The 23,243-nt window shown below is 64.1% G+C and carries 24 protein-coding genes; 16 read left to right on the top strand and 8 right to left on the bottom strand.

Annotated elements, in window-relative coordinates:
• Positions 1 to 92 precede the first annotated feature (92 nt).
• Complete coding sequence (locus tag NDK18_RS15770; protein WP_250628318.1) at positions 93 to 3,074, top strand: beta-galactosidase; 2,982 nt, start codon at positions 93 to 95, stop codon at positions 3,072 to 3,074.
• A 62-nt stretch (positions 3,075 to 3,136) separates the two neighbouring features.
• Positions 3,137 to 3,448, top strand: coding sequence for a hypothetical protein (locus tag NDK18_RS15775; RefSeq protein WP_250626373.1), 312 nt, complete (start codon positions 3,137 to 3,139; stop codon positions 3,446 to 3,448).
• Here the strand turns inward: NDK18_RS15775 and NDK18_RS15780 are convergent, their stop codons facing one another.
• On the bottom strand, positions 3,449 to 4,084 hold the full coding sequence (locus tag NDK18_RS15780; RefSeq protein WP_250628319.1) for a LysE family translocator: 636 nt from the start codon (positions 4,082 to 4,084) through the stop codon (positions 3,449 to 3,451).
• 124 nt (positions 4,085 to 4,208) lie between these two features.
• Between NDK18_RS15780 and NDK18_RS15785 the strand changes: the two genes are divergently transcribed.
• Complete coding sequence (locus tag NDK18_RS15785) at positions 4,209 to 5,174, top strand: helix-turn-helix transcriptional regulator (RefSeq protein WP_250628320.1); 966 nt, start codon at positions 4,209 to 4,211, stop codon at positions 5,172 to 5,174.
• Between the two features lie 47 nt (positions 5,175 to 5,221).
• Positions 5,222 to 5,602, top strand: a complete 381-nt coding sequence (locus NDK18_RS15790; RefSeq protein WP_250628321.1) for a hypothetical protein — start codon at positions 5,222 to 5,224, stop codon at positions 5,600 to 5,602.
• A 26-nt stretch (positions 5,603 to 5,628) separates the two neighbouring features.
• Here NDK18_RS15790 and NDK18_RS15795 read toward each other — a convergent pair whose 3' ends face one another.
• Positions 5,629 to 6,216: an NUDIX hydrolase gene (locus NDK18_RS15795; protein ID WP_250628322.1), complete on the bottom strand. Its 588-nt coding sequence runs from the start codon at positions 6,214 to 6,216 to the stop codon at positions 5,629 to 5,631.
• Between the two features lie 81 nt (positions 6,217 to 6,297).
• On the opposite strand from NDK18_RS15795, the gene NDK18_RS15800 reads away from it, so the two are divergent.
• From NDK18_RS15800 to NDK18_RS15830, 7 genes are all read left to right on the top strand, one after another.
• On the top strand, positions 6,298 to 7,053 hold the full coding sequence (locus NDK18_RS15800; protein ID WP_250628323.1) for a DeoR/GlpR family DNA-binding transcription regulator: 756 nt from the start codon (positions 6,298 to 6,300) through the stop codon (positions 7,051 to 7,053).
• Positions 7,054 to 7,937: 884 nt separating this feature from the next.
• Entirely contained in the window at positions 7,938 to 8,144 is a 207-nt protein-coding gene (locus tag NDK18_RS15805; protein ID WP_250628324.1) for a tautomerase family protein, read from the top strand.
• Positions 8,141 to 8,446: a hypothetical protein gene (locus tag NDK18_RS15810; RefSeq protein ID WP_250628325.1), complete on the top strand. Its 306-nt coding sequence runs from the start codon at positions 8,141 to 8,143 to the stop codon at positions 8,444 to 8,446. Before NDK18_RS15805 ends, NDK18_RS15810 begins: the two co-directional genes overlap by 4 nt.
• Positions 8,447 to 8,530: 84 nt before the next feature.
• The gene (locus NDK18_RS15815; RefSeq protein ID WP_250628326.1) at positions 8,531 to 9,274 is read left to right on the top strand and encodes a nuclear transport factor 2 family protein; all 744 of its coding nucleotides are present in this window, start codon (positions 8,531 to 8,533) and stop codon (positions 9,272 to 9,274) included.
• Positions 9,275 to 9,392: 118 nt separating this feature from the next.
• Positions 9,393 to 9,776 carry a carboxymuconolactone decarboxylase family protein gene (locus NDK18_RS15820; RefSeq protein WP_250628327.1) on the top strand — a complete coding sequence of 128 codons (384 nt, stop codon included), beginning with the start codon at positions 9,393 to 9,395 and terminating at the stop codon, positions 9,774 to 9,776.
• 91 nt (positions 9,777 to 9,867) lie between these two features.
• Positions 9,868 to 10,476: a 2OG-Fe(II) oxygenase gene (locus NDK18_RS15825; RefSeq protein WP_250628328.1), complete on the top strand. Its 609-nt coding sequence runs from the start codon at positions 9,868 to 9,870 to the stop codon at positions 10,474 to 10,476.
• Positions 10,477 to 10,605: 129 nt separating this feature from the next.
• Positions 10,606 to 11,379 carry a DNA/RNA non-specific endonuclease gene (locus NDK18_RS15830; RefSeq protein ID WP_250628329.1) on the top strand — a complete coding sequence of 258 codons (774 nt, stop codon included), beginning with the start codon at positions 10,606 to 10,608 and terminating at the stop codon, positions 11,377 to 11,379.
• Here the strand turns inward: NDK18_RS15830 and NDK18_RS15835 are convergent, their stop codons facing one another.
• On the bottom strand, positions 11,380 to 12,351 hold the full coding sequence (locus NDK18_RS15835; RefSeq protein WP_250626389.1) for an AraC family transcriptional regulator: 972 nt from the start codon (positions 12,349 to 12,351) through the stop codon (positions 11,380 to 11,382).
• The gene (locus NDK18_RS15840) at positions 12,351 to 12,890 is read right to left on the bottom strand and encodes an OsmC family protein (RefSeq protein WP_250628330.1); all 540 of its coding nucleotides are present in this window, start codon (positions 12,888 to 12,890) and stop codon (positions 12,351 to 12,353) included. Before NDK18_RS15840 ends, NDK18_RS15835 begins: the two co-directional genes overlap by 1 nt.
• A gap of 246 nt (positions 12,891 to 13,136) precedes the next feature.
• Here NDK18_RS15840 and NDK18_RS15845 point away from each other — a divergent pair, with 246 nt between their 5' ends.
• From NDK18_RS15845 to NDK18_RS15855, 3 genes are all read left to right on the top strand, one after another.
• Positions 13,137 to 13,364, top strand: coding sequence for a tautomerase family protein (locus tag NDK18_RS15845; protein ID WP_250628331.1), 228 nt, complete (start codon positions 13,137 to 13,139; stop codon positions 13,362 to 13,364).
• Positions 13,365 to 13,405: 41 nt separating this feature from the next.
• Positions 13,406 to 14,857, top strand: a complete 1,452-nt coding sequence (locus NDK18_RS15850) for a flavin-containing monooxygenase (protein WP_250628332.1) — start codon at positions 13,406 to 13,408, stop codon at positions 14,855 to 14,857.
• A 99-nt stretch (positions 14,858 to 14,956) separates the two neighbouring features.
• A complete protein-coding gene (locus NDK18_RS15855) occupies positions 14,957 to 15,364 on the top strand; it encodes a hypothetical protein (RefSeq protein ID WP_250628333.1) in 408 nt (135 codons plus the stop codon).
• Here NDK18_RS15855 and NDK18_RS15860 read toward each other — a convergent pair.
• Positions 15,337 to 17,049 carry an ATP-binding cassette domain-containing protein gene (locus NDK18_RS15860; RefSeq protein ID WP_250628334.1) on the bottom strand — a complete coding sequence of 571 codons (1,713 nt, stop codon included), beginning with the start codon at positions 17,047 to 17,049 and terminating at the stop codon, positions 15,337 to 15,339. The two genes, NDK18_RS15855 and NDK18_RS15860, sit on opposite strands and share 28 nt — an antisense overlap.
• Entirely contained in the window at positions 17,046 to 18,065 is a 1,020-nt protein-coding gene (locus NDK18_RS15865; protein ID WP_250626397.1) for a phosphoenolpyruvate carboxykinase (ATP), read from the bottom strand. The genes NDK18_RS15860 and NDK18_RS15865 overlap by 4 nt, the downstream gene beginning before the upstream one ends.
• Before the next feature lie 243 nt (positions 18,066 to 18,308).
• On the opposite strand from NDK18_RS15865, the gene NDK18_RS15870 reads away from it, so the two are divergent.
• Both NDK18_RS15870 and NDK18_RS15875 read left to right on the top strand, forming a co-directional pair.
• A complete protein-coding gene (locus NDK18_RS15870) occupies positions 18,309 to 19,805 on the top strand; it encodes a B12-binding domain-containing radical SAM protein (protein ID WP_250628335.1) in 1,497 nt (498 codons plus the stop codon).
• Complete coding sequence (locus tag NDK18_RS15875; RefSeq protein WP_250628336.1) at positions 19,780 to 21,072, top strand: nucleotidyltransferase family protein; 1,293 nt, start codon at positions 19,780 to 19,782, stop codon at positions 21,070 to 21,072. Before NDK18_RS15870 ends, NDK18_RS15875 begins: the two co-directional genes overlap by 26 nt.
• Here NDK18_RS15875 and NDK18_RS15880 read toward each other — a convergent pair.
• Positions 21,003 to 22,121 carry a glycosyltransferase family 4 protein gene (locus tag NDK18_RS15880; RefSeq protein ID WP_250626399.1) on the bottom strand — a complete coding sequence of 373 codons (1,119 nt, stop codon included), beginning with the start codon at positions 22,119 to 22,121 and terminating at the stop codon, positions 21,003 to 21,005. The two genes, NDK18_RS15875 and NDK18_RS15880, sit on opposite strands and share 70 nt — an antisense overlap.
• Entirely contained in the window at positions 22,118 to 23,233 is a 1,116-nt protein-coding gene (locus NDK18_RS15885) for a glycosyltransferase family 4 protein (RefSeq protein WP_250628337.1), read from the bottom strand. Before NDK18_RS15885 ends, NDK18_RS15880 begins: the two co-directional genes overlap by 4 nt.
• Positions 23,234 to 23,243: the final 10 nt, after the last annotated feature.

The following is a 23,243-nucleotide window of genomic DNA, read 5'->3' on the forward strand; positions in this document are numbered from 1 at the left end:
TGATCGGCACCGTTCAATAAAATACCCATACTTGCAACAGTACACAAATTACCCCACGCTGCGGGGCCAGGATCCAAATGGGTAGGTGGGGCATGGATAGTGGTTCGATAGCGTTGGGCGGCCCAAGGGCACGCTGGTGCGTACGGATTGTGCTGCTGGCCCTGCTGGCGACGGCGCCGTGTATGCCGGCCCGGGCACTGGAGGGCGCACCTCTCCAGGCGAACGGCGCATCGCATACCGTCACCTACGACAGATATTCCCTCCTCGTCGACGGCAAGCGCATCTACCTGTGGTCGGGCTCGTTCCACTACTGGCGCCTGCCCAGCCCGTCGCTCTGGAAAGACGTGCTGCAGAAGATGAAGGCCGCCGGGTACAACGGCGTGGAAATCTACTTCCATTGGGGCTTCCACTCGCCGCGGCCCGGCGTCTATGATTTCTCTGGCATTCGTGACGTGGACCGGCTGCTGGACATGGCGCGTGACGAGGGCATCTATGTGATCGCCCGGCCCGGCCCCTATATCAACGCCGAAACCGACGGCGGCGGCTTCCCGGCCTGGCTTGCCGCTACGACGGGAAAACCCCGTACCACCGCGCCGGAGTACACCGCCGCATACAAGGACTGGCTCACCCACATCGATGCCATCATCGCCCGGCATCAGGTCACCAATGGCACGGGCTCGGTACTGCTGTACCAGGTGGAGAACGAGCTCTACACCGAGAACGACGACACCCGCCGTTACATGCAGGACATTGCCGACAAGGCGCGCGCCGATGGCATCACGGTGCCTTTGACGGGCAACCACAACGATAATTTCCTTACCGGGTTGGGCGCGCCACAGATTCCCGGCTTCGATTCGTACCCCCTGGACTTCGACTGCACCCAACCTGATCGCTGGAACAAGCTGTATGACTTCAGCAGCGAGCGGATGGCGTTGAAGGACACTCCGCTGTTCTTCCCCGAATACCAGGGTGGCGCCTTCGATCAGTGGGGTGGAGCGGGCAACGCGAAATGCCGCGAACTCACCGGCGTGCCGTTCGAGCGGGTGTTCTACAAAGCCAATATCGCCGCCGGCTCGACCATGCAGAATTTCTACATGACCTATGGTGGTATCAATTGGGGTTACCTGGCTTCGCCTGGTGTGTATACCTCGTACGATTACGGTGCCGCCATTGAGGCCAGCCGAAAGCTCACCGCCAAGTATGACCAGCAGAAGCTGTTGGGCTACTTCGTGCAATCGGTGGCCCCGCTGGCGAAGACCGAGCGCCTGCCTGTTCGGCCACCCACGCAGCAGGGTCTGCGTGACGATGCGCGCATCAATCCCGACGATGGCACGCAGTTCCATTTCGTCCGACACGCAGACGCGGCATCGAAAGCCGACGACAGTACGCATGTGTGGATGAACCTGGCCGCTGGTGAAACCGAAGGTGGTAAGGTGGTTTACACCTCGGTGCCTCAACAGCCCGATACCGCATTGCGGATCAACGGGCGAGATTCGAAGATCCTGCTGGCCCATTACCGCTTCGGTTCGCAGGACCTGGTCTATTCCACCTCTGAATGGATGACCCAGATTAGTTCTGGCGGCCGGGATATTGCGTTGCTCTACGGACGTAATGGTGAGGATGGCGAGACCGTCCTACGCTACAAGGCAGCTCCCCAGGTACGGGTGTTGGCGGGGCAGGTGGCCAGTCACTTCGACGCCAAGGCTGGAACGCTCCGGTTGAACTACCGCCACGATGGCCTTGCCCGCGTGTTGATCGGCGGTGCCGATGGAACCTCGTTGCTGTTGCTCCTGGCCGATGACGCTACGGCCGCCACTTTCTGGCAGCTGCCGTCGAACGAGGGCCCCGTGTTGGTGCGTGGCCCTTACCTCGTTCGCGAGGCAGCCGTGTCCACGACGGATGCCTCGGCCTCACTGAAAGGTGACGCCACCCGGCCGGGTGAACTGGAATTCTTCAATCCCGGAACAGTGAAATCGCTCAGCTGGAATGGCCGCGCCATTGGCACGTCCGTGACGCCGTCTGGCAGCCTGCTGGCCCAGGTGGATGGTCCATTGCCGGTGACGCTGCCGACGCTTGATCGCTGGAAGACCCACGCCGGCAGTCCCGAAGCCGGGCCGCGCTTCGACGACCATACCTGGGCGCGGGCCAATCTTGCCTCGACCAAGAACCCCTACTGGGATGGTCACTCACCGATCTGGAACAGCGACGACTACGGCTTCCATCATGGCGCGGTGTGGTACCGCGGCCACTTCAAGGCCACCGGCCACGAAACCGGCATCATCCTTGGTGCCTACATGGGCGTGCACCTTGGCAACCATGGTGTGTTCACCGTGTGGCTCAATGGCCACTATCTGGGCAGCAACCCCAGCAGTTCGCAGCTTTTCAACATCGATCCTTCGTGGCTGCAGCCAGGCAAGGACAACGTGCTTGCCGTGCTGGTGGACAACATGGGCCACAACCAGGAAGAGCGCAACGGCGTCAGCAAGGAACCGCACGGCTTGTACAAGGCGACGTTCCTCGGCTCCGATGCAGCGATTAGCTGGAGCATCCAGGGGAACCTGGGCGGCGAAGACGGCGTCGATGCCGTGCGCGGACCTTTCAACGACGGTGGCCTCTACGGCGAGCGCGAAGGTTGGTCGTTGCCTGGCTTCGATGACAGTTCGTGGAAGGATGCGACATTGCCTGCAACGGCGGCCGAGGCCGGCGTGCAGTGGTATCGCACGAACGTCACCCTCGACCTCCCGACGGGCCAGGATATTCCCATCGCCCTGAAAATCGATGACGCATCCGAACGTCCGTACCGTGCGTTGATCATCATCAATGGCTGGCAGGTCGGGCGTTATATCTCCGATGTCGGCCCCCAACATGAGTTCGAATTGCCCGCGGGGCTGCTGCATGCGCACGGTCCGAACACCATTGCGATTGCGTCGTGGAGTACCGCGGCGGGCGGTGGCCTGGGCAAGGTGTCACTGGTGGTGCAGGGCAATGTCATCACGTCGTTGAAGATCGACGACGTGGCGGCGCCGGGCTATCGGGATCTTGAGGGGAAGATGAAGGCGTCGTCCGGGCGCTGACATGCCCGGTATGAATTCGCGTGCTAGATTCAAAGCCCGTTTCCACCGGACGGAGTGTGCCCGTGATTGCTGCCCAAGGCCTGGAACTTCATGATGCACAACTCACTGGCGTGGAGGTGCGTCCCACAGCGCGCGAGGTTGCTGTCTCCGTCCGCGCCTTTGTCGGCGTCTCGCCCAACACCAGGACCAAGCTAACTTTGCTTTTCAAGGGCGTGAAGCAGTTCACCCAGAATATGGATTTCCTCGCAATGGAGGATCATTCCAGTGCCGGGAACATCAACTATTGGTCACCTGCGCTGCAGGCGGGAACGACTTACATCTATCTGGTTGACGGCGTGATAGTGGTCGAACACGAGTCGATCGCAATCACCTGACTAGATCCGCTGCCATCCGGTAAACCCGGTGAACATCGCGGTGCCCACCAGAAGCACGCCAACGCAGCGCGCTGCCAGCGCGCTGGCACCGGGCCTGCCCTGAAGCCAACCGCGCACACGCCCGGCCAGCAACACCAAGCCACCGTAGACGATGCACTGGTTGCCGGCGATCACCAGCCACAGGATCAGCGCCTGGATCCACACCCCGCCATATTCCGGGCGCAGGAATTGCGGGAACACGGCCAGCATGAACAGGTAAGCCTTTGGGTTCATCAGGCTGGTGGCAAGCCCCTGGCGGAAAGTGGCCCAGTCATCACGCACTTGCTGTTCCGGCTGCATGGCGATGCCGTGGCGGCTGCGCAGCAGGCTTATCCCGATCCATGCGATGTAGGCGGCGCCGGCAATCAGCAAGGCGTTGAAGGCACCGGGCAGCACCTTCACCAGCATGCCGATGCCCAGCGACGTCATCACCACATGGCACACGCCGCCACTGGCGATGCCGGCCAGCGCCATCATCCCGCGCGAGCGGCCGCCGGTGATCGCGCTGCCGACGATGAAAGCCATATCCACGCCGGGCAGCACGATGATGCCGAAAGCCAGCGGTACGAACAGCCAAAGATGGTTCGGGTCGGTCATGGCGCACCTTTGTCCTGATTGGATCGAAGTGATCCGTATCCCCCGAGGCCAGGCGCCCCGTCGGGAAGGACACTAGGTGATAATCAGGACAATTTCCGTCCTGATTCAGACCTAGAATCGCCCCATGGCCGCTCCCACCACCCGCGTACTTGCCGTCCTGGAGTTGCTCCAGGCGCACGGCCGCATGAGCGGGCCGGCGCTGGCGGCGCGGGTGGGCGTGGATGTGCGCACCTTGCGCCGCTACATGACCACCCTGGAAGACTTGGGGATCCCCATCACCACCGAGCGCGGACGGCACGGCGCGTACATGCTGGTGGCCGGCTTCAAACTGCCGCCGATGATGTTCACCAACGACGAAGCAGTGGCGCTATCGGTGGGCATGGTGGCAGCGCGCGGCCTGGGCCTTGCCGAAGGTGCGCCTGCCCTGGAAAGCGCGCATGCCAAACTCACGCGGGTGATGCCTGCGCGCCTGAAAGGGCAGGTGGGCGCCATCACCGATACGGTGAAGCTCGAGCACCTGCCCACGTTGAGTACGCCCTCGAGCAATGCCTCGTTGATGACGCTGATAGCCGCCGCACAGTCGCGCCAGCGCGTGCACCTTGGGTACCTCGCTCCCGGCGGCGGGAAAACCGAGCGCGACTTCGATCCTTATGGCCTGGCCTGGCGAGCGGGCGCCTGGTATGTCGTGGGCATGTGCCACCTGAGGCGCGGCCTGCGCTCTTTCCGGGTGGATCGTGTGGTGGGTGTGCAGGCGCTGGAAATCACCTTCCAACGCCCGCAGGGTTTCGATCCACTCGCTCAGCTGATACGCAACATTGCCACGTTGCCGCACGGCCGCACGATCGAAGTGCTTCTGCACACCGACCTGGACACCGCCCGGCGCTCCTTCACCCCGGCGATCGGCCTGTTCGAGCCCGTAGCCGGCGGCGTGCTGTTGCGCAGCAGCGCCAGCGACAGCGACATGGGCTGGTTCGCGCGGCAACTTGCGTCGCTTGGCTTCGATTTCGAGATACTTACCCCGGACACCTTGCGCACCGCGCTGGCGCGGCTGGCTGTTCGGCTGCGCGCCATGGCAATGGCGGCGGATTGAGTAAGCTGTGTACGTACAATCAATAATCAGGCGCCAGGGGAGCACCTATGCGAATCCAAATAAGTATTCTGGCTTTGTCTGTAGCGACCGCCGCTGCCGCAGGCCCTGCGGTATCAACCTACAGCGAAGCGCGTGCGTACTGGGAAAAGAATAGTGGCAAGGACTACCAAACTTACGCAGGGGAGTTTGCCCAGTTCAACAATCACTACCATCTCGACGAAAAGGATGGTTGTTACGCGCTTCCAGGTGGGCCAGTGCAACTTATGCTTGTGATCACGCACCGAGACAAGGGGGACTATGCCTTGGTCGAGGAAGTGCTCTCTGACTCTGATAGCCCAAAGGCGCAGTGCTTCAAGAAAACATATCGCGGCATCAGCACAAAGGTCTCGCCCTTTCTGCCGTTCGTTATTCAAATGGGCATGGGTTAGGTAGATGTCTGATCCCCAAGTTTTCCTTAGTGTTTGAAGATATGCAGCGCCGCGTGCTGTAAAAGCATGATGGTCTTGCCGTCGACGATCTCGCCGCGGCTGACCATATCCATGGCTTCGTCGAAGGGGATTTCCAGTACCTCGATATCCTCGCCTTCCTCCGCCAGGCCGCCCCCGTCGCTGGCCTTGTGCGAGGCGTCGTAGGCAGCGACGAAGAAGTAAAGCTTCTCCGTTACCGAGCCCGGGCTCATGAAGGCCTCGAACACCTTCTGTACCTGGCCGATGCGGTAGCCGGTTTCTTCTTCTACTTCGGCGCGGATGCGCTCTTCCGGCGTGGCCTGATCCAGCAGGCCCGCGCAGGCTTCCACCAGCATGCCGTGATGGCCGTTGACGAAGGCGGGGAAGCAGAACTGGCGCGTAAGCACAACCCGACGCGTTGCCAGCTGATATAGCAGTAGGGTGGCGCCATTGCCGCGGTCGTAGGTTTCGCGCCGTTGGCGTTGCCAGCTGCCATCGGCCCGCTGGAAGTCGAATACGGTCTTCTTCAGCACGTACCAGTCGTTCGACAGGATCTGGGTGTCGATCACGCGCACGCGGTCGGCTGTGGGAATCATGGCGAAGCTCCCATGGACAAGCGGGGGGATGGAGCGTATCGTGCAGTTGCGTGCAATGTCAATTATTTTCGTGCAGATGCCATGCTAACGACCCAGCGCAAGCAAGTGATCCTGTCCCGGCTTCACCGGGACGGGCAGGTCGTGGCCAAGGCCCTCAGCGAGGAATTTGGCCTTTCCGAAGACACCATCCGCCGCGATCTGCGGGAATTGGCTGCCGAAGGCCACCTGCAGCGCGTGCATGGCGGCGCCCTGCCAGCTTCGCCAGCCACCGGCGATTTCGTGCAGCGGCAGGCCATTAATCCTGCTGATAAATCGTCCATCGCCCGCCGCGCCGCCTGGATGGTGCAGCCGGGGCAGGTGGTGATCCTGGACGGCGGAACCACGTGCGTTTGCGTGGCCAGGGAACTGCCGCTGTCGCTGGCCGCCACGGTGGTGACACACAGCCCGAGCGTCGCCGTTGAGCTGATGAACCACCCGCATATCGAGGTGATCCTGATCGGCGGCCGGCTCTTTAAGCATTCGATGGTGTCGGTGGGCGCCGCCACCATCCAGGCGATCGCTGACATCCGCGCGGACTTCTACTTCATGGGCGTGACCGGCGTCCACGCCGACGCGGGCCTGAGTACCGGCGACCTGGAAGAAGCCCTGGTCAAGCGCGCCTTCGCCGCGCGCGCGGCCGAGGTGGTGGTGCTGGCCTCGCGCGAGAAGATCAATGCCGCGTCGCCTTTCGTGATCGGCCCGGCCACGATGGCCACGACCGTCGTGGTCGAGCGCGATACACCGGCATCAGCCACCAATGACCTTGCGGCGTTGGGCATTGGCATCGTTCGCACTTGATCAAGCCACAAGACAAGAGCCACTAGGGGTCAGAGCCACTAGGGGTCAGAGTCATAGTGAATAGTAGGAAATGCATGGCGCACTATGACCCTGACCCCTAGTGGTTATGGTTGAACGTGCCAGCAGATTGAGAAAGGTGCGATAGAAAAGAGCTACCGAACTTTGCGACGCTTACTATCGACTGTCAGCGTCGCGGCCGGCACCATCGACGGGTTGCCTTCAATGAGGCAACCGGGCTTCGAAAACCCGTTTACGAATTGATTTGATAAAGGCGCCGCGAAAGTGTCGCGGCGCCTCGTACGTCGCCTCTGGCGGCGTGTCGGTGCGGGCTTATCCCGGGCCGTTCTTGTCATTTCGTACGGCTTTTCGAACCCGGCACGCCGCCACCCTCATCGCGAGGGTGGCGCATCGCCTGGAGTGTCGATGTCAGTCATGGAAGAAAACGAAATCTACGTCGTGGTCGGCGAGGTCATGGTGCTCTCCGCGCGCATCGAGGCGAGCCTGGAATCATGCATCGCCGCCTGCTTACCCGAAACCAGTCCCGTCGCTTCCGAGCCGGTCCTGCGAAGGCTCAACTTCACCAACCAACTGGCGATCCTGAATGAGTTGGTGCAAGGCATGTATAGCCGGCGCGACACGACGCTGGTGGAATTCCGCCGCTGGCTGCGGCGCCTGAAGCGCATCCGTGAACGGCGTAACGACCTGGTGCACCAGGTGCTGAAAGCCGCACGTTCGTGCGAAGAACTGGGCCGTGGAAATCAGAGATCGCGCGCATGCGCGAAGAATGCGCCCGCGCGCCACTCTGGGCCCAAGCCTTGCGCACACGTCAAAATCGGCTCACGACAAGCTAAAGTGCGCCGATCCCACCCCTCAAGGAATCCAACATGCCCGTCCTCTCCATACAGATGCTCAGCGGCCGAACCCCTGAGAAAAAGACCGAATACATCAAGGCTCTGGCCGAAACCACCGTCCGCGTGCTGGGCGTGCCTGAGCACGCCGTCACCATCGTGGTCACTGAAGTCGAGCCCACGCATTGGGGAACAGGCTTGCGCACAATGGCCGAGGTGCAGGCGGAGAAATCCGGCTCATGAGCTACGTGGCTGCCTTCTTCCTCGGCGCCTTTCTCTGCAATGCCATCCCGCACCTGGCCAATGGCCTGAGCGGTGAACCCTTCCAGACGCCGTTTGCCAAGCCTCGCGGCATAGGCTTGTCGTCGCCTGTGGTGAACGTGCTGTGGGGGCTGGCCAACGTCATGGCGGCAGCGGCGATTGCCGAATTCTCGGCCGTATTGGCTGGCGGCTGGACATTGCACGTCACGGCCCTGCTCGGCGCACTCGCCATCGGCCTGTACACGGCTTCTCACTTCGGCAAGGTCCGACATCCGGAAGGCTGACAAGAAAAGGCATGTGACTTCATGCACGGGCAGCGATGCTCGAGTGCGGTGCATGCTCGCGGCCATCCCCGGGGAGACGCCGCCATGTCAGTTCGTACGCCTGTTCTTGCGCTTGGGTTACTCGCGGCGGCCATCGCCATGCCCACACCGGCCACCGATGCCCCGGCTTCCTTGCAGAAGGAATTGCTCGCATCAACCCAGGCGCTGGTGGATGGCCTTCCCACCGGCGACAAGGCAACCTGGCAGCGACTGTTGACCGACGACGCAGTGCTGGTGGATGAATTCGGCCGCATCGCGCACAAGGCCGACACCATCGATTCGTTGCACGCCTTCCCGCCCGGGTTCGCCGGCAGCATCCAATTGCGCGATCCGCACGTGACCCTTCACGGCGACACCGCTTTGCTGCAGGTGGAAGAATACGAACAGGAAACGGTGTTCGGCCAAAAGCTCGTGGTGCGCTACGAGTCGCTATGGACTTATGTCAAACAGGCTGACGGCTGGAAGCTTGCCGGCTATGCCGATTCAACGTTGCCCACCGATCCACCCAAGCTCACCGTGGCAAACATGCATCCGGAGGATTACGTGGGCTCTTTCCGTTATGCGCCGACCCGCGCGTGGACGGTGGTCAACAAAGGCGGCGTGGTCAGCTACACCACACATGCTGGCGGCACGCCCAACATCTTGCAGCCCATCGCCCACGACGTGTTCATGGGCAGCGATGACGAACGAAACCTTCTGATCTTCCATCGTGGCGCGGACGGCAAGATAGATGCGCTGATCGAGCGGCGCAAGTTCAACGATCTGAAACTGACGAAGGATCGAGTCTGATCGGCTGGCCACGCAGTCCGGTATTACGAACCCCTGGTTCAAAGAATTCGTACCAGGCTTGAGTTTATTGCCTTCGATGTCACGGGCAAGCTGGCGGTGTCCCCTGGAGCACCCCCGCATGACCGAGCAAACCGAACTTCGACGCCGCGGCCTGGCCTTGATCGACAAGCTGCATGGCGGCCACGCCGGCGAGGCGATGATGGCCGAGGTTGCCGATGTCTGCCCCGCTTTTGCCGAAATCACCGTCGACGTGGCGATGGGCACGATCATGAGCCGCCCGGGCCTGGACCTGGTCACGCGCGAACTGATCCTGGTGGCGGCCTGCGTGATGCTTGGCCACGCCATGCCACAGCTGCGGGCGCACGCGGAAGCGGCGCTGAAAATGGGCGCCACCCGCCAGCAGGTCACCGAGACCATCCTGCAGCTGGTGCTGTACGCCAGCGGTCCGTCCGTGCGCAACAGCCTGGTGGAACTGAAGGATATCCTCGCCGAACCGCACTAGGGGTCAGAGTCATTGCAGTGTCTGGCGGCCTACGTGTCTGTCAGACGAGAGATAACTCTGACCCCTAGTGGGTTGGGCGTAGACTGCGGGCATGGATATCTCCCGGGATGGCTTTGCGCCTGTGGCGGCGGCGCTGGCTACCGACGGGTGGTGCGTGGCCGACGGGCTGCTGACGGCGGCGCAGACCGGTGCCCTGGGCGTCGAATGCACAGCCGAGCATGCGCGTGGAGCCATGCGGGTAGCGGCTACGGGATCCTCGCATAGTGCGGGCCTGTTGCGTGGCGACGTGACGCAATGGTTCGACATGCTCGCGCCCACGTCCGCGCAGGCGGTCTTCGTGGCGCGTATCGATGCACTGATGCATTCGCTTAACCGCGCCCTGATGTTCACCATGGTGGAAAGCGAATCGCACTATGCGGTGTACGCCATCGGCACGGGCTATGTGCCCCACGTGGATCGCCTGCGCGATTCCGACGAGCGGGTGGTATCGGCGGTGTTCTACCTGAATGATGATTGGCTCGACGACGAAGGCGGCGCATTGCGACTGCACCTCGCCGGCAACATCACACGCGACATATTCCCGCGAGCGGGAACGCTGGCCTTGTTCATGTCTTCGGACACTCTGCACGAAGTGCTGCCGGCCACCCGCGCGCGGATGAGCATCGCCTGCTGGATGCGGCAACGTCCTCGACATCGCTGAACGCATGATCTTGCGATCATGTGACGCGTGTCCCAACTGCGGACATGCGCGGGTGAATACGTAACCGGCTGCAACACTTCGCGCGGCACACTCGATCACGCAGGGGGATTTTGCGTGGGGAAACTGCCAATGTCCAAGCGTCACCTTCGCGTCGTGCATGCGGCGCTGTTGCTTCTCGTCTTGCCTTTCGCCGGCCACGCCGCCGACACCAACTGTCCATCGCTGTTCCAGGGCGGCAAGGCCCCGGACCTGATCGATACCTCGCTCGCCGAGCGCACCACCACCATCTGCTATGGCGCGTATTCCATGGATGCCTCCGGCGTCACCAAGGGACCGCTGTGGTCCGCCGAGCACCTCACCGCCGAACAGATTGCCGACGCCGGGAATATCTCGCGCAAGGATTCATTCCATGCCGAAACCGGCATCCCGGTGGCGGACCGTTCGGAACTGGCCGATTACAAAGGCAGCGGCTACGACCGTGGCCATATGACACCAGCGGGCGACGAGCCGGATGCCGCCTCGCAGAAACAGAGCTTCTCGCTGGCCAACATGGTGCCGCAGTCGCACGTGTTGAACACCGGCAAGTGGGAGCGCATCGAGACAACCGTGCGCAACATGGCCACCAGCGATGGCGAGGTCTACGTAGTGACCGGCCCCGCCTTCGACGGACCGACGCCCGACACCATCGGTGCCGATGCCGTGGTGGTGCCCAACTACACGTGGAAGGCGATCTACGACGCCGACCAGGGCGGCGCCGCGGCATGGGAGTGCACCAACGTCGACGTGCCCACCTGCGAGGTAGTCTCCGTGCAGGCGATCATCGACGAAACCGGTATCGATCCGTTCCCGTCGCTCAGCGCCTCGGTCAAATCCCATCCGATCTCACTGCCCCTGCCCAACTGATTACGTGGGCAATGCCGTCGGCGACTGGCTTCGCCGCCAAGTCGCCGGCGGCACTCCATATTCACGCCGGAAGGCACGGATGAATGCCGTATCGGTCTGGTAGCCGACGTCCTCGGCCACGCGCGCCAGCGATGCATTGGTCTGGCGCAACAGGTTGGCGGCGATCAGCATGCGAACCTGCGCCAGGTAATGGATGGGTGTGGTGCCCATCAGCTGGCGGAACCGCTCGGCCAGCACGGACCGCGATGATGCGGCGTGCGCGGCCAGTGCATCGAGTGTCCAGGCGTGCGTCGGGCGCGCATGCATGGCATTGAGCGCGGCGCCGACCACGGGATCGGCAAGTCCCGCCAGCCAGCCAACGCGATCAGGCTGCTTCTGATTCATGTACAAGCGAAGCACTTCGATGAAGAGCACTTCGGCGAGCTTGGCAAGCACGCCTTCACCGCCCGGCCTCGGCGAGCGCGCTTCGCCCAGTGCATAGCGCAACGATGCTTCAAGCCAGGCGCCGGCGTTCGAGCCGCGCACGTTCACCTTGACCAAGGGCGGCAAGCCCGCCAGCAGCATGCGCGCCAGTCGCTCATCACAGGCAAGGTAACCGCACGCGATTCGCGTGCGTGCACCACCGCCGCCGTAGACCAATTGCCGCGGCCGTCGAGACAGAAGTTTGCACAGGTCCCCGCCGGGGCCGGGCTTCATGCCTTCTTCCGATGCCATGCAATGAGCGTCGCCGCGCGGGAATATCACCACGTCGCCCGCGCCCAGCCGCACGGAAGGCAGCCCGGGCATATCGACGACACACTCACCCTCGGTCACCATGTGGAAGATCACCACGCGCTCGGCGCCCGGTTCAAGGAAGGGCGCGGCGATATCCGCACGTGGCGAGTAGTAGCACCACGGCGCCGTGAAGCGCGCATGGATAAAGATGGCTCCTACCATCCGTACCACGCGAAGCATTTCAGACAGCGCGTCCATCAGGTATCCGGGATGTCGACATCCAGGCCAACCACCATGGCATTCTGCGCAGCTTGCGGGATGGGCGATGCGCGGCGGCTCGCCTCGACCAACTCCCGCAACGTGGCGGCTGATGCATCGCGGGCGGCAATGCGCACGGCCAGGCCGCATTCAAAGGGTTGCGCCTGCACGGGCTGCCCGTCGGCATCGGGCATGCCGAGCACGCCGCGCGTGTCCGATCGCGAATGCGCCGATACCTGCAATGTCGTCAGCTCGATGCCTTGCCTGGCCGCGTTGATCACGATGCAGGTGGCCAGGCATGAGGCCATGCCGGCCCGGAACAGCCAGCCCGGCGACGGCAGCGTGCCATCGTTAGGGCCGCCAAATTCCGTCGGCATGTCGGTGGCGACTTCATGGCCGTTGGCATGGGCAATGACCACATGAAGCCCATCCATCCAGCGTGCCGTGGCCGACGAGTCGTCATGCATGCCGGCACCCGGGCGCCGCTCCAATACCTGGTGCAAACGCTCCACCGCATTTGCGATCTCCATGGATGCCATGGTTTTTCCTCCGCTTTACAGACTGATTGTGAGCCGGCGGCGCGTTCCTTCCCATAGACCGGGAGGCCGATCCACCAACGGCCGGACGATCGGCACGTACTTCCGGACGCATGGGCTGCCCGGCGGCATGGGCGGACGAATGGCAAGGCCGGTCGCACGCGCGGCAAGGACGCCCGGGCGCTTCGGCGGACACCATTCCACCAAGCCCGCTCACGACCGAAGCGGGTAAACCAGAGGAAAGTCGCAATGCCGTTCTTGAATGTGAAGTTGATCGAAGGCGTGTTTACCGCCGAGCAGAAGCAGGAGATGGTCCGCAAGCTCACCGACACCATGGTTTCCATCGAAGGGGAAAACATGCGCGGGGTGACCTGGGTGGTGGTGGAAGAGGTAAAGAGCGGTGAGTGGGGCATCGGAGGCCAGACTCTGACCACCCGGGAAGTCAAGGCGCTGGCTGCCGGCGCCAAAGCCGCCTGAAACGCTTATGCTGTGGCCACATCCGTTCGGGGTGCCAGGCTATGGGCGGCGAGCGTTTCGACGTGGTGATCATCGGGGCGGGCCTTGCCGGGATTGGCATGGCCTGCCATCTCGCGCGCGAACATCCAGGCAAGACAATAGCCCTGATCGAGCGCCGCCAACGCCTGGGCGGGACCTGGGACCTGTTCCGCTACCCGGGAATTCGCTCGGATTCCGATGTTTTCAGCTTCGGCTATGCGTTCCATCCGTGGCAATCGCCGACCATGATGGCCGATGGTGAATCCATCCGGCAGTACATCCAGGACGCCGCCCGCGAATATGGCGTGGAAGAAAAGATCCACTACGGCCTCCAGGTGCAGCGCGCCGAATGGAGCGGCACCGAGGGTGCATGGACGCTTCACGCGTTGCATGAAGCCACAGGCCTCCAGGAAGTGTTCACCGCCAGGTTCCTGGTGAGTTGCACGGGCTACTACGACTACGACGCCGGCTACCAACCATCGTTTCCCGGGCAGGAGCATTTCGGCGGCACGATCGTCCATCCCCAGCACTGGCCATCCGACCTCAACTACACGGGCAAGAACGTGGTGGTGGTTGGCAGCGGCGCCACGGCGGTCACCATGGTGCCGGCCATGACCGACAAGGCTGCCCATGTGACGCTGCTTCAGCGGTCGCCTTCCTACATCATCTCGCTCCCCGGCGTGGATCCGCTCTCAAGGTTGCTGGGCCACGTGCTGCCCAAGGCCGTCGTGCACCGGATGTCGCGCCGGCTGATGATCGCGATCCAGCGCGGGCTGTACATCGCTTGCCGCCGCTGGCCGCATGCCATGCGCCGCCTGCTGATGGCGCAGATGCGCCTCTACGCGGGTAAGGGCATGGACATGCGGCATTTCACGCCCTCGTACATGCCCTGGGACGAGCGTATCTGCGTGGTGCCGGACGCGGATCTCTTCAAAGCCATCAAGGCGGGCAAGGTGTCGATGGCCACCGACCGTATCGATACTTTCACGCCAACGGGCATTCGCCTTGCATCGGGCCAGGAGTTGCCGGCGGACATCGTAGTCAGTGCCACGGGCCTGACGATCCAGGTGCTCGGGGGCATGCAGGTGCGCGTGGATGGCGAGTTGCACCCGCTGCATGACCGCATGCTTTACAAGGCCGTGCTGGTGCAAGACCTGCCCAATTTCGCCGTCGTCATCGGCTATGCCAATGCGCCCTGGACATTGAAGGCGGACCTGGCAGCTACCTATGTCTGCCGCCTGCTTACCCACATGGATACCAGCGGCGCCGCCGTGGCAACGCCACGCGATCTCGATGGCGTGGCGGCGGAAGGCAACGTGCTGGGCCAGCTCGCCGCGGGTTACGTCAAGCGCGGCGACGCGGTTATGCCCCGCCAGGGCCGTGCCTATCCCTGGGCCGTCGAACATCACTACGGACGCGATCGCCGGATGCTTGTCGCCGGGCCCATACCCGACCGGTGGCTGGAACTGCGTTAGCCATGGCCTAACGGCGGGTAACCACGGTCTTCGCGGAGACTTCCGGAGGATAGGGATCGGCATACCATGGGGACGCGTCCCCTGACGGGAGGAATTCCCATGCGCACCCTCACGAAAATTCTTGCTCTCGGCACCGCCGCCTTGGCCGTCTGCGGTAGTGCCCTGGCCGCCAGCAAGCACGACCCCGCCGCAGAGCTGGCCAAGCTGCTCGAAGGGCGGGTGGCGGGAGCTCCCGTGACCTGCATCAACCAGCCCCAGGCGCTAGGCAGCCGGGTGATCGACCACACGGCCATCGTGTACGACTTCGGATCGACGATCTACGTCAACTATCCCAAGGGCGGCGCCGACTCGTTATCCAGCGACGATATCCTGGTGACGAAGACATACGGCACCCAGCTATGCACGATGGACATCGTGCGCATGGTGGACCGGAGCGCACATTTTCCGAAGGGCTTCGTGAGCCTCGGGCCATTCATTCCCTACAAACGGCCCGCCGCGGCGAAGTGATGGGTGCTGCGCTGGACAAGCGAGCCTTCGACCGAGATGTGCTGGTCGGCGATATCCGCAACGCCAGCACGGTGTGACACCACCAGGATGACGGTGCCGGACAGGCGTTGTTTCACCGCCTTCAGTACGGACAACTCCGACGGCGCGTCCAGGGCGCTGGTGGCTTCGTCAAGCACTGCCAGGTGAGGCTGGCGCAGAATCACCTGCGCCAGCATCAATCGTTGCAGTTCGCCGCCGGACAGCCGACTGGACGCATCGTCCAGTGCCGTATCCCATCCGTCGATCGAGGCCTCCAGCCGCTTTTCCAGGCCAACGTCACGCAGCGCGTTGCCCAGGTCCCGTTCGGTGGCGCCGGGCGCGGCCCATAGCAGGCATTCGCGCACCGTTCGTTGCCATGGGCGTACCTGCTGGCCGACATAGGCGCCGCGGCGGACATGCGCGCGATAGTCGTCGAAGCCGATCGGCCCGAAGCTGTCGCGCGCCAGGAACACTTCCGGTTCCGCCATGCCTGCAAGCACATCCACCAGGCTCGTCTTGCCTATCCCTGAGCGGCCAGAGATCAGCGTGAGTTCGCCCGGTTTGAGTTCGATGTCGAGCAAGGTGACACCCGCGGCAGGTGGTGTCACCCGCACCCGTTCGATGTAAATCACATCCGCAGCGCCGCGGGCATGCCTCGACGAAGCCGCCGGCTGTGTCGTGTCCAGCTGCATGTACTTCCGCCACAGTTCGAACGCCGGTACGGCCGACCGCCATTGCTGGAAGCTTTGCCGGGTTAGCAGGACCGAAGGCAGCAGCCGCACCAGCAGCAGGCACACGGCCACCAGCGAGCCCTGGTCGATGCCCTGCCAGCGGTGGGCCAGCATGAAGACCGCGCCCACACCCAGCGCCGCCATCAGTTCCAGCACCAGCCGCCCGGAGGCAATCAGTTCCAGCTGCCGCCCGTAACCCTGGGCCAGGCGGGAGGACGCGGCGTGATGACTCTTTTCTTCGGCGGTCTCGCGCTCGAACGATCGCACGTGGCGCAGGCGGCGGGGAAAATCCTCGCTGTGCCAGAAGAGGTCGGTGAGGTCCCGTATGTAACGACGGCTCACGGCCGATTGTTCGCGGCCGAAACTGCGCGATATCAGCAACCCTGCCACCACCAGCAAAGGCACGGCCAATACCAGCCACGGTGATATCCACACGGCGAAGGCGAGGGTCACCACCGAGGTGAGGGCGGCCACCAGCAGTTGCTGCAGCGCGCCGTACCCCTGCACGACGATCTCGACGTTGTAAGTGAGGACGTTGGCGATTTCCGACGATGGGGAATTGGCCAGCGATGCCAGGGGCGTTGCCATCAAGTGGGCATGGACGTGCTGCCGCAGGCTACGGGCCAGGCTCCCGACCAGCCAAGCGCCCAGGCGCGCCGATTGCCAGCGCATCAGGGCGAAGGCGACGGTGGCGATGCTGAAGGCGATCGCCTGTGCATCGGTGCTGTGCATGCTGAACCATCCACGGCCCAGCAGTGACGGCTGCATCAGCGGTACCAGCAGCAGGGCCGCCACGCTTCCGGACAAGGCCACGCCGAGCGACAGCGCCACGTAACACAGCGTTTTGATCCATTCCTGACGCGTGAACAGGCCGGCAAGCGTGCGCACCATCACCCTTGCGGGCACGGTATCGGGCACGGTGCGATGGATGGTCATGCCAGCAGTGTCAGCAACGCATCCACCGAATCACCCGGATGCCGTCCCCGCTTCAGTTCATGCACGCCGCGTCGTGTCAGTCGTTCCTCGAAGCAGCGCCATCCGGGTTGGGTGGAGGCATACGGTTGGTCGGCCACCAGGCGCGAGGCGGCGTCGTTGACGGCAAGGCGATTGACCAGACGAGCGCCGGCTGCGGGTTCGCGGCTCACGAAGACGGCCGCGGTGAGTTCCAGCGGCTGCGGTGCCACCTTGAACCGGCCCAGCCGAAGATCGGCCTCGAACTTCGCCACGCCGCTGCGCCGGCGGATCACCGGCGACTCGCCGATCCAGCGCCGTGCGCCATCGTCGTCGATGAAGCCCAGCGCATCGGCCTGTACATGAAGGAAATTGGCCACGCCGGTGGCCAGCAGGCTTTCCGGCCGCACGAACACGGCATCTTCGGCCAGGAAATCCAGTCCGCGCAGCATGCTGTGCAGTGCCAGCGTGGATTTGCCCGCGCCACTGGCCCCGAGCACCAGCACGCCACGGCCGCCGCGGCCGACGCATGCGCCGTGCAACGGCACCAGGCCCAGACCGCGCGTGGCCAGCACGAATACGGCGAACTCGATCATTTCGTAACGAAGATGGTAGGGCTCATCGAGCATGTCCGCCGACGCCACGATGAGCGCCCGCCGCTGGCCCGGTGCCAGCACCACGTAGTTGGATGCGTCCATCACGCCACACAGCAAGCCGGCGCCCGATTGCATGCGCACCGGCGGTGGCTCCCCCTGTGTGGATCCGGATCGGCGCGGCAGTAGTCGCAACTCGATGCGGAACTCCGGCGCCTCCACCGGCAACTGGTGCCGGGGCAGGCCCGCGTAGGTGGCCTGCGCAACATCCACCAGTGCCTGGTTGTTTCCCTCGAAACGGAAACGGGCACCGAGGATCTGTTGCGAGAACGTGAACCGATGCTCGATGACCTCGGCAAAGGGATCGGCGCTGGCGTTGGTGACGCCATGCAGTTCGGTCAGGGCCATCGTCGTCTTTTCGCAGGGTGGGCCGTGGCGGGGCACGGCACCAGGTGCCTGCCGGATCGAAAGTTCATGCTCCGTGGGTGCCCTGCCCGATGGGAAAGGTTGTGCAGGGCGCGGGGCCACGCGACGCAACCGATCGCCGCTGCCTTGGCACTTACCCCCATGCAGCGGGCAACGACGGGCATTCATATGCACGTCTTCCGCCGCCGTCCGTCCCTCCGGCGACGTTTCAAGGCCCCGTAACCGATGTTAAAGATCCAGGTCAGCCACTCCTATTTCCTGAGATACGACAGCAAGCAATGGGAGCGAGGCAAGCCCTATCCGCCGCTGGCGACGATCCAGGTCGCCGCCTTCCTGCGTGAAGCCGGGCACGAGGTGACGTTGTTCGACGCCATGCTCGCCGAAGGCGTGGAAGACTACGAGCCGGCATTCGTCGAATCGGCACCGGACGTGGTGGTCTTCTACGAAGACAATTTCAACTTCCTGACCAAGATGTGCCTGGGCCGCATGCGCGAGGCGGCCTGCCGGATGATCGGCGAAGCAAGCTCGATGGGCGCGCGGGTGATCGTGGCCGGCTCCGATGCCTCGGACCATCCCGAAGCTTTCCTGGCGGCGGGCGCCAATGCGGTGCTGGTGGGCGAGGGCATCGCCGCCCTCGCCCAGCTGATCGATCGGCTGGATGCGAACCCGGCCATGGACGCGCGCGACTGGGTGTCGAACATCGACGGCGTGGCCACGCTCGTGGGCGGCCAGGCCAAGGTGCCGCGTATCGGCGCGATGCCACCGGATCCGCGCCTGGTGGGCCACCCGGCCTGGGACCTGGTGGATATCGAACGCTACCGCGCCCTGTGGAACGAACGGCACGGCTATTTCAGCCTGAACATGGCCGCTTCGCGCGGCTGCCCGTTCCGCTGCAACTGGTGTGCGAAGCCGATCTGGGGCAACCACTACAAGCAACGGGACGCGGCGGACGTGGCTGCGGAAATGACCTATCTCAAGCATGCGTTCGCACCCGACCATATCTGGATGGCCGACGATATCTTCGGCTTCCACTTCGACTGGGTCAGCGCCTTCGCCGACCACCTGGGAGAGGCCGACGGCTCGGTGCCCTTCACCATCCAGACGCGCGCTGACCTTTGCAGTGATCGCATGGCCGACGCACTGGCGCGGGCCGGATGCGCCGAGGCATGGATCGGCGCCGAAAGCGGCAGCCAGCGCGTGCTGGACAGCATGACCAAGGGCACCCGCGTGGACGACCTGGTGGCCGCCCGGCAGCGCCTGGGCGAGCGCGGCATCCGCGTCGGTTTCTTCATCCAGCTGGGATATCTGGGTGAACAGCTCGACGACCTGCTGGCCACGCGTGCATTGATCGCCCGCGCCGCGCCCGACGATATCGGGGTGAGCGTGTCCTATCCGCTTCCCGGAACCAAATTCTTCGAGCAGGTACAGGCCCAGTTGGGCGAGAAGACCCATTGGCAGGACTCCGGTGACCTGGCCATGATGTTCAGCGGCGCCTACGACTCGCACTTCTACCGCAGCTTCCGCGACCTGCTGCATGCCCAGGTTGAGTTGCAGCAGGCAGGTCGCGAGGCAAGCGCGATGGCACTGGCCAGCCTCCAGGCGCGATGGGATGCCCTGATCGCCTGCGAAGGCGCGCACCGCAACGCCAATGCCACACCCACTTTGGCACCGTCCGATGCCAGCCAGGTCAAGCGCCGTGCTGCCACCTCTCAAAACCATTAGGCGGGGCCTGCGCCGCGCCACCGAGGCGCTGGCCTTCGAGCTTGCCAGGCCCGGCGGGCCGACCCCAGCGTGGGACGAAGCGCAGTGGCGCCTTGCATCGGCCGCCGCCGCGATCCACGGCGTAGCGCCGCTGATGGCCAGATGCCAGGCCTGGCAGGGACCGCATTGGTCGGCCTTCACGGCGAGCCAGCGCGAGCACGTGGAATTGCGCCACCGACGCATCGCGGAACTGCTTTCGCAGATCGACCAGGAGACGCGTGCCGCCGGCATCGCCACGGTGCCGCTGAAGGGTTCGGCCCTGCATGCGATGGGCCTTTACCAGGCGGGCGACCGGCCCATGGCCGACATCGACCTTCTGGTGCCTGAAGGCGATCTGGATGCGATGACGGTCTTGCTTCAGGGTTTGGGTTACGTGCCTTCGTTTTCGGTGTGGAAACACCGCGTGCTCAAGCCCGCCGATGGCGAACCGCAGGCCTGCCTGGGCGACCACCGCGATACCCCGATCAACATCGAACTGCATACCTGCATCCAGGAACGCTTGCCGGTAGCCAAGGTGGATATCACCAGGCGGGTGTTCCCCATCACGGCACATCCGGGACTCAACACGTATCCATCCAACGGTGCGCTGATGAGCCACCTGTTGTTGCATGCGGCGGGGAATATCTGCAATCGCAGCTTTCGCCTCGTGCACATGCACGACATCGCGCTGCTGGCCGCACGCATGTCCGCCAACGACTGGGACGAAGTCTTCGGTGCCGACAGCCGCGGTGCATGGTGGGCGTTCCCCCCGCTGGCCATGGTGGCGCGCTATTACCGACATGCGATCCCGGGGTGTGTGATCAGCCGGCTGGCGCCTCGCGGCCGTGTCCTTCTGCGCCTGACCTCGCGGCGCCGCACGCTCACCGAAGCCTCGTGCGCCGGCTTCTGGCATCACACGCTGCACGGCATCGAGTGGTTCGGCTCGTTCGGCGAAGTGCGCACCTACCTGGAAAACCGTATCCGGCCACCTGTCGAGGCGCTGCAGGAACAGCAGGACATGATGAGCACGCAATTGTGGCTGCGTGAACGCAGCTGGGTGGACCTGCCCCGGGGACGCCGTTTCCTTCGTGTGCTGACGCGGCCGGTTCCGCGCATGGATGCCTTGTACGCGGTGCGCGCCGCCTTCGAAGAATTCGGCAACCCGATAACGCCGGCCCTTCAGCCGGTAGCGGCGGGCAACGGCCCGAGTACTTCCAGGTACAGCGTCTCGAACGCACGGGCGGTGTAGTCGGCATCCTCGATGATGGCGCGGTGCTGGGCGATACCGGCCATGTGCAGGCGCAGATCCTCGTTGGCCAGCAGGCGCTCGATGCCGCTGGCGAGTGCCGTGGCATCGCCCACGGGTACCGCAAGCGCCGCGGACGGCGACCACTCCACCAGGTGCCCCACCGCCGTGCCCACCGTGGGCACGCCAGCGATGGCAGCCTCGAACAACACCATGGGGCCGGCTTCGTGCGCCGATGACATCACCAGAAGGTCCGCGGCCTTGACCATGTCGCGAAGCTCACGATGCGTCCTGAAGCCTGCGAAATGGACGTTCGCGTCCAGACCGAGGTGGCTTGCCAGCGCCTGCATCTGGCCGTCGAGGGTGTCCACGCCCACGATATCCATCTGGAAGGCGATGCCCGCGCGCTTCAATTTCGCCAGTGCGTGAAGCAGGGTGGGTTGGTCCTTGACGCGGTTCAGGCTGGCCACGTGGATAAGGCGCGCCACGGATCCGCCGCGTCGGCGCGGCGCCAGCGGTGGCCAGGCGCGCAAATCCACGCCCAGCGCAATGCGCCGCGCATGGATCCCTAAGGCCAGCAATGATTCCACCACCGGCATGCTGGCCGCGGTGACCGCATGCGCCCCGCGCAGCACGCAGGCTTCGCGCAGTCGACCCTTCCAGTTCCGCCGTCCGCCGTAGCCGATGCGCGGCATCGACACCAGCTCGCCACCGCCGATATGCACCACGCCACGCGCATGCAGCCATCGTGCGGCGACGACCGCTACCTGACCGGCCGCGCCGGAGAACAACGCCTGCACCACGTCGAATGCGCCGCGGCGATGCTCCTGGCGAATCGCTGCCAGCGCCCGCATGCGCGTCCAGCCGTCACCGATGTTGTGGACAGTTGCGCCGAGCAATGGCCATTGACCAGGCTTCGCTTCCTGTCGCAGGGCGAACACATGGACTTCGTGCACCCTTGCCAGTCGTTCCACCAGCGCCAGGAACACGGGGATCACCCGGACCTCGCCACTGCGATCGACGCCGCCGGGAAGTACCAGCGCGATCTTCATGACGTTCCCACGCGCGATGCTTCGATCACCTGGGCATAGGCATCGGTCCAGCGGCGACCCAGTACAGCGGGGGACAGTTCTTCGTCGAAGCGGGCGCGGACGGCACGGCGTGCCGGTGCACCCGTCGCCACGGCGACAAGCGCGTCCGCCAGCCGGGCCGGATCTCCCACCGGCCACAGGCGGCCCACGGCGCCATGCCCGGTGATGGCGCGGAAGGAGGGAATATCCGTTACCACCGGTATGGTGCCGCAGGCCATGGCTTCGAGCAGGGCATACCCGCTACTTTCGCGGTGGCTGGCCGAAACGAAGATGTCCGCCGCCTGCATCAAGCGTTCAATGCGTGCATGGGGCACGCTTCCCATCAAGTGCACGCGGCCGGCCAACCGCGGGTCGGCAGCGATACGTCGCTGCATTTTCTCAAGCAACGGGGAGGTGCCGAAGACGCACCACACGTGCAGATCCGGTAGCCGCTCGCTGGCCTGGGCCACGCCTTCGAGCATGGCAAGCGGATCCTTGCCCGGTACCAGGTGCCCGATCCACAACAGGCAGGGGTCGCCATGCATGTGTGTTTCCACGCGCGCCGCCTCGCGGCTTCCCGGGTTGAAGAGACAACTGGATTCGGGAATCGAGAACTGCAATGTCCGTGGCCCGAACAACTTCGCGTCGACGAACGGTCGCGCCTGCTCCTGCGCGGTGAACGACACGCCTGCGGCCACGGCATACCAGCGCCGCCATTGTGCGCGCCGCCACCACGGTGGGGCGCGGTCGGCGTGGTCCTGGAACACGATGGGAAGGTCCGGGCGATAGCGCGAAACCTCATGTGCCTGCCGGGCGAAGCCCAGCCCATTGGCATGCACCACGTCCACGCCCAGATCACCCAGCACGGTGGCCAAGCGCCGTCCGCCGTCGTCAGGCGTGATTGGGACAAAGTGGTAATCCACCGCGCCACGCGTCATCCGGTGTTGGTAGGGCGCCACCTGCACCACCGACACCCGCGTGCCTGCGCTCGCCACGGCGTCGGCCACGTCGCCCAGTGTGCTCCAATGGGTAAGCAACGCCTCGGGCGGGATATCCACCGGTGCGGACAGGAAATTGACCTGGGCCACGTGCATTGACGATACG

This window comes from Pinirhizobacter soli, assembly GCF_015905305.1.
In the GTDB taxonomy this organism is placed as follows: domain Bacteria; phylum Pseudomonadota; class Gammaproteobacteria; order Xanthomonadales; family Rhodanobacteraceae; genus Pinirhizobacter; species Pinirhizobacter soli.